This is a genomic window from Psittacicella gerlachiana, assembly GCF_003585965.1.
GTDB classification, from domain to species: Bacteria; Pseudomonadota; Gammaproteobacteria; order Enterobacterales; family Psittacicellaceae; genus Psittacicella; species Psittacicella gerlachiana.
Genome location: NZ_NRJF01000019.1, coordinates 24,169 through 31,987, shown reverse-complemented (window position 1 = coordinate 31,987; position 7,819 = coordinate 24,169). Strand labels below are relative to the sequence as shown.

The window sequence follows — 7,819 nt, the reverse complement described above, 5'->3', positions numbered from 1 at the left end:
TCTATGGGGATGGGGGATTCATTGAGACTTCAGGGGATGACTTAAATCTTTTTGATAATCTCCACGTAGATACAAGTTCTAAGTATGGAACGGTAGGGAACTGGCTAATTGACCCTATAGGGCTTTTAATTGTTAATAGAACCGTAGGTAATAATGGAGCATATTTGTTAAATAGTGATCCTTATGTTACAAATAGAGCTCAGGATGGATCTATTTGTGCTTCAAGTAAGGCAACTTATGCTAATACTGATTTAAAAAATATGACTTCATCAACCTATAAAGTAGATCCAAATTGGAGTGGTAAGTATTTTTCTTTACTGAGAGCTACTAGTGTTAATGAACAGTTAAATCGTACAAATGTAACCTTACAAGCTCGTGGTGAGATTCTTTTTTATAACTTAAAGAATGAGATCAATGTTAGTAATACCGGAACAACTTTATATTTGAATGGTAATATTTCTGATCAGAACGGATTTGGTTATACCTTCTTAAATAGTACAGTTAACATAAAAGGAAGTATAGTATTTGAGAATGCTAAATCAGGATCGAAGATTCAATTTATTAACTCAACGCTAAATGCCGGTAACTTTACTTTTAATACTTCAAACTATCAGAATCCTGTACAGTCTGATGTATACATCACTAATTCAACTTTAACTGCAACTAATAATATTACCTTATGTACTACAGGTAATATTTTCATTTGTGCTTCCTCTACAATTAATGGAAATCATGTTTTAGTAAGTGCTTATAGTGGTGCGAGTAATGTAACCATTAATGGTAGTGGTTTGTATGCGACGCACAACTTAACTATCGGTGGAAATAGAGCAATACATATAAGCAATAATGGTACAAAAGAGTCTGTATTAAGAGGAGATAATACATCGGTTGAGTCACGTCAAGAGAATACCACTATTCTTATTAACGGTACAATTTTAAATACTTCAACTACTACGATGGGAACGAATATTAAGATTGGTGGAGATTCGTTTACTGGAAGTAATAGATATGGCAATATTTCTATTGAGAATGCTACTTTTAGGGATGCTGGAAATGTAAATATAAATGCCTTTAGTTTAAATGTATGTAGAAGTGTATCCTATAGCGTGGCAAACATGAGCTTGAAAGTTGTAGGAAATAAAGGAGCGAATGTAACTAATAATTTGTTTAATGCTACAACTACTATTAGTATTTCAATTACGCCAAATGTTTCTACGAGTGTCAATGGTATAAGTAATAGTTCTTATGCTTTTAGTAATACTAATCTTACAGCTAAAACTATCAACTTCTATAACAAGTACGGAAGTTTAGATGTTAACAATGTAAATTTTAGTGCTAGTGAAAACTTTAATGGTAATATCACCACCGGCTATGCGATTTATGATGGTGGTACTAGTATTGGAGCTTCTAGATTTGTCAACTCAAGCATTAAAGCAAAAGACACCTTCTTTAATATTACAAACAGATCTGATTCCGTTGGTACAACTCAAGTTTCAGCATCTACAGGTTACTACTTTAACTGGTTTGAAATTGATGGATTAAACATTACCGGTACTAATGCAACCTTTAATGCAACAAGTACACGTTTAAATATTAATCGTCTTAATACAACTTTAACAGGTAATGCTTCTTTTAGGTCTTCAAGAGATGTTGTTGTTTTAAAAGATAGTAAAACAAATCAAGGAACAAAGATTGAAGTAAGTAATAGTGCTGTAAATGCAAATCATATATTAGCTAATAGTAGTCAATCTTCTGTTGATGTATGTAGTTCTAATTTCTCAGCCAATAATACAATTACTTTGTTGGGACAAAAAACCTATGTAAGCTCTTCGAATTTTAGTGCTACTAGTATTAATATTTCAATTGATAAAGAAGTATCAATTTCAGGAAGTAATCTCTCTGTAACTACGGGTGATCTATTAGTTGCAAACTCTGGAAACAACTATGACTATAATTTTTGGATAAAAATGAGTGGTTCTAAATTACAAAAATCATCGCCAGGGGGGATTACGGTTAGATCTATTGGTAGTGTGTATTTAGAAAATAGCGAAATATTAGGTACGAACGATAGGGCAGACTCCACTTCAGGAGTTTCGACGCTGGTATTAGGATTCTTAAACTTAACGGCAAATGGGGCAAATATTAAGAGTAATTCCGTTAACCTCTCTACTAATCCAATGAACTCAAGTGTGAATTTAAGTTTATCTAACTCTTGTGTGACGGCTTTAGGATCTAATGCAAGTAATAATAGATTAGTATTTGTGACAAATGGAGTTTTAAGCTTAAATAACACTAATGTAACTGCACAGGGTAACATTGTTTTAGGTGGAAATAATAGAGTAAAAGCAGTTAATATTACCAATGGTTCTTGTGTAACCTCGGTACATGATAATGTTACTTTAACTACAGGTAACTCAGCTAGTTCATCTCTTTTAAATTCTTTCTTCTTAGATAATTCAACCTTAAAAGCGAAAAATAATGTTAGTGTTTATCAACATACCACTTGTTCTAGTGCGGTAAATATCAGTGGTTCGAATTTACTTGCTACCACTAAAGATGTAGTGGTAAATATTACCAATGGTGATTTAAACTTCAACAACTCGAATTTAACTGCTGGAGTAAGTGTTGATGTAAAAGTTAACCAAGGTAATTTCAGCTTTAAAAATTCAAATGCGACAGCAACTAACTCACTTACTTTCTCTCAAGGCAAGGCCTCTGGCTTATTAGATATAAATAACTCTAACTTAACTTCAGGCACAGGTGATCTGAACCTTTGTGCTTCTGCAACTAGTACTTTAAAAGTTACCGATTCGAATGTTACAAGTAGTGCAAAAATTAATTTCTCAGCTCAAGTAATTGAAATTGATAACTCAAATATCTCAGGTAAAGGAGCAAGCTCAGATATTAATTTTGGTAATGCGTCTACTGCAAAAATCAATACTTCGAGAGCGAATATTAATTCTACAAAAGGTAACGTAAGCTTTAGCGGCACGAAGGAGTTAAATTTAACAGATACTAATGTTACTACCGGCTTAGATCTAAATCTCAGTGGTGTGAATGCTGAGATTACGATTTGCTCAACGAAAAGTAGTAAATTAACTATAGGTCGTGACTTAAATATTACGGGTAACAATATTAGTGTTGTCGGCATGAAACTAGATGTAACTGGTAATGCCTCTTTCACTTCTAGTGCTGGTACATTTAAGTCTACTAACAGTACTATAGAGACCAAAAAAGGTAATATAACCATCTGTGTATCCAAAGGGATTGTCGTAAACCAAGGTTCAGTAATCAATGCTGCAAAAAACGCAACCTTAACTGGTGATCAAATTTGTGTAAGTGCTTCAAATATATCAAGTAAGGAAAAGACTTCATTAAATGCTACGACTTGTATTACGCTTGACAGTAAAGCAAATGTTACGGGTAAAGATATAATCCTTAACTCTCCTGAAATTAGAGCCACAGATAGCAGTATTAATGCAAGTAATGATACCAATGTAAATGGTACCAATATCCAGTTAACCAACAGTAAGATCAATACTACTGCAGGGAATGCAACGGTACAAGCTTTAACAAGTTTAACCCTTACTAATACCAGCGTAGATAGTGCAAAACACACTACTTTATCTGCAAATGAGAATAAGCTGCTTGCTGGTTCTAAAGTAAACGGTACTAATACTACTGTTACTGGTACTAATGTTGTGGTAAGTGATTCTAATGTTACCGCAAGTAATAATGCTGATGTTTGTGCGACTTCAACGATTGTCGCTAAGAACGCTAATGTTTCTGGAGCTAATGCAACGATTAACGCAAATATCGTTGTCGTTAATCAAAGCTCGACAATTACGGCAAGACAATTTGCGAATGTTAATGGTACGGATGTAACTGTAAATGCAAGTAAAGTAAACTCAACAGCAGGTAAGACAGAGGTTAATGCTTCAACAATTACCGTGCAAAATGGAGCGGTAATTGATTCACAAAAAGGTACAACCCTAAACTCAGCAACCATGAAAGTTGAGGGAGGATCGACGGTTAATTCAGCGGATACGACGAAATTAACCGCAACTGCTTCAATGAGTGTGACGGGTACAGGAACTAAAGTAAACGGTAAGGTTACGCACCTCAGTGCACCAACTATAGAGTTAAGCAATAAGGCAGACGTAAATTCAACTACCGCAACTAAAGTTGAAGGTAAGAGCAAGGTAACTGTTGATGGGGCTTCAGTAAATTCTACTGGAGGCACAACAGCAGTGAACGCTACAACTGTGGTTGTACAAAACTCAGCAACTATTAATTCTAAATCAGGAACTAAGTTAGATGGTACAACCATTAATGTTTCAAAATCAGTTGTAAACTCTACTACTGGTGGTACGACCTTAAATGCGACTCAAGATATTAATCTTGATAATGGGGCAGTAGTAAACTCAGCTGCTATTACTTTAATCAATGCTGCACGTAATATTAACGTAATGGGTGCTTCGACAGTAGATGGTAAGAATACTAATCTTTCTGCAAAAGGCTTTGTCTATGTATTGGCAGGATCAACAGTTAATTCAACTGATAGCACAGTGGTGAGCGGAACGGTAGTTACAGTTAATAATGCTAATGTAAATAGCTCTAAAGGATTAACCACGATAAACGCAAGCCAATGTGTAACTATTGTAAATAAAGCTAAGATTGGAGCTGGAACAACAGCAAACATTAATACACCTGCACTTGATATCAATAATTCGGAGATAAAAGCTAAGGATGTTAATTTAAATGCAACAGATCTAAATACTAGTTGTTTATCTATAATTACTGCAACTAATAATTTAGCGATTAATAGTAATAACGCAAATCTGTTTGATAGTACTTTTAATGCAGCTAATATACAGGCGGTTGGTTGTAGCAGTAGCACGAGTCGTTTAACGTTACAAAGATCAAATGTTACGGTTACAGGTAATGCAAGCTTTAGTAAATTGAGTTATTTTGCTTTAGCTAATTCAAATGCAACTGCGAATAATGTAGACGTAAATGGGGTTGCAATTCTAAGAACTTTAAATGCGAATATAACAGCTACTGGCAATACTTGCATCTCTACAAGTAATATTTTATGTATGAGTAGTAGTGTGATTGCTAGTGGAGCAAATACTTCACTTTCAGGTAAAACAGTGGTAATAAATACTTCGAATGTAAGTTCGAAAAACAACACCCTAGTTAGTGGAACATCTTTGCTTGTGGTGAGTAAAGCAAATATCTCAGGGGCAAATAATACTACCTTAAATGCTCCAAGCATTGTCGTGAATCAAAGTTCTACGTTAACAAGTAGTAAATCTACTTCATTAAATGGAACTGATATTACTATAAATGTAAGTAGTATTAATACAACTGCTGGTAATACTGCATTAAAAGCTTCGTCTAGTTTAACCGTACAAAACTCTTCGAACATAGATTCCAAAACCGGTACAACCTTAACAGCAAATACTTTAAAAGTTGAGGGGGCTTCTAAGGTTAACTCTTCAGCGGCGACTACATTAACTGCTTCAACTTCTATGAACATTACGGGAACTGGAACGCAAGTTAAAGGTAAGGATACCAGCCTCACTGCTCCAACGGTGGAAATTAAGAATAAAGCAGATGTGAACTCAACAAGCTCAACGAAAGTTGCAGGTAGCACTAAAGTCGTAGTTGATAACGCAACCGTAAACTCTACTACAGGCACAACTACGGTAAGTGGAGCGGAAGTATTTGTTCAAAACTCAGCAACAGTAAATTCTAAAACTGCAACTAAATTAGATGCAAGCAAAAACGTAACCGTTTCGAATGCAAAAGTAAATTCAACTGCAGGTTGTACAACGCTTAATGCAGCGAACGTGTCTCTCCAAAATGGAGCAAGTGTAGACGCTAAAACTAATACTTTAGTAAATGCTTCAGAAAATATTAATGTGCTAGGAACTTCGATGGTAAATGGTGTGAACACTAATCTTTCAGCAGGAAAAAATGTGTATGTTCGTGAAAGTTCAACCGTTAATTCAACTTCAGGCACAATCCTAAATGCAACACAAGTGCAGGTAAACCGTGCGGTAGTGAATAGCACTAAAGGTTCGACCACGGTTAATGCAAGTCAATGTGTAACCTTTACCAACCAAGCAACAATCGCTGCTGGAATAACATTAAGTGTTAATACTCCTGATCTAGATATTATTAACTCAACCGTAAAAGGAAATGACGTTAACTTAAATGCACCGACTTTAGATACTAGCTGTTTATCAGCTGTTACGGCAACAAATAATCTAACCATTAATAGTAGTAAAGCTAACCTTTTAGATAGTAATTTTAATGGGAAGAATATCCTGGTTACAGGATCTAGTAGTGCTTCTAGTACGTTAATGGTACAAAGATCGAACTTTACCGCAACTACAGGTAATGTGAACTTTACTAAATATCTAAGCTTTGGAGTAATTAATACCAATGTAAGTGCTAATAATATTGATGTAAATAATGTTGCTAACTTTAGAAGTACAAGTTCGAATCTAAGTAGTAAAGGTAATACTAGTATCAATGCTACGGGTATGGTAGAACTTAATAGCAACAGCTTAGTAAACAGTGGAGCAAATACTTCAATTTCAGGTAAGACCGTTACCATTAATACCTCTAATGTAAGCTCAACTAATAATACGGTAATTTGTGCAACTACTTCGATTGTTGCAACTAAAGCAAATATTTCAGGAGCGAACACTACCCTGAATGCTCCAACGGTAATTATTAATCAAAGCTCTGAGATTAAAGGTAGTAGACTAACTTTAGTGAATGGATCAGAGGTTACGGTAAATGCAAGTAGTGTTAACACATCTGCAGGGAAAACTGAACTTAAAGCTGTTTCGAGTTTAACCGTACAAAATGCGTCAACGATCAACTCAACTGCAGGTACAACTTTAACTGCTGGTACAGTAAAAGTTGAAGGAGCAGCTAAAGTTAACTCAGTAGCAACAACATTATTAACAGCAACATCTGCAATTGATGTTCAGGGTGAAGGGACACAAGTAAAAGGTAAGGATACCTGCCTCAGCGGTCCATCAATCCAAGTAAGCAATAAAGCTGATATTAACTCGACTAACTCAACTAAAGTTGAAGGTAAAGAGAAAGTAATTGTTGATGGGGCAACTGTAAACTCTACAGTAGGCTCTACAGCAATGAACGCCTCAAGTGTGTCTGTACAAAATGGAGCTAATGTAAGTTCAAGAACCTCAACCAGAATTGATGGCACTACTTGTGTAACTGTTTCTGCTTCTCGTGTAAGCTCAGTTGCAGGTAGCACCACGGTAAATGGTACTAATGTCCAACTCCAAAAAGGTGCAACTGTAGATTCTGCAACGAATACTTTAGTAAATGCTTCTGCGAATATTAATGTTACAGACAAATCGACAGTAAAAGGTAACCACACTAATCTTTCTACATCAGGAATTGTGTATGTTCTTGGAGGTTCAACGGTTAACTCAACTAGTTGCACAACCCTAAATGCTGCTCAAGTGCATGTAAATAGTTCAGTAGTTAATAGTACTGCTGGTAACACTACTCTTAATGCAAGTTCTTGTGTAACTCTCGAAAATAAAGCAGTAGTGGGAGCAAGTAAAACACTTAGTATTAACACTCCAGATCTTGATGTAAATAGTTCATCAATAACAGCTAATGACGTGAACTTAAATGCTCCGACTTTAGATACAGATGTACAATCAAGCGTAAGAGCAACTAACAACTTAACTATTAATAGTACGAAAGCAAATCTTCGTAATACCAACTTTAGTGGAAATAACATTACGGTAGTTGGTACTTCAGG

Annotated in this window: 1 protein-coding gene (cut by a window edge); it reads left to right on the top strand. The window is 35.3% G+C overall.

Features of this window, described 5'->3' with window-relative positions:
- Nucleotides 1-164: 164 nt before the first annotated feature.
- Nucleotides 165-7,819: the start of a hypothetical protein gene (locus tag CKF59_RS07830; RefSeq protein ID WP_222985447.1), read on the top strand. 22,246 nt of this gene lie beyond the right edge of the window; the window shows 7,655 of its 29,901 coding nt (coding positions 1-7,655); its start codon is at nucleotides 165-167; its stop codon lies beyond the right edge, outside the window.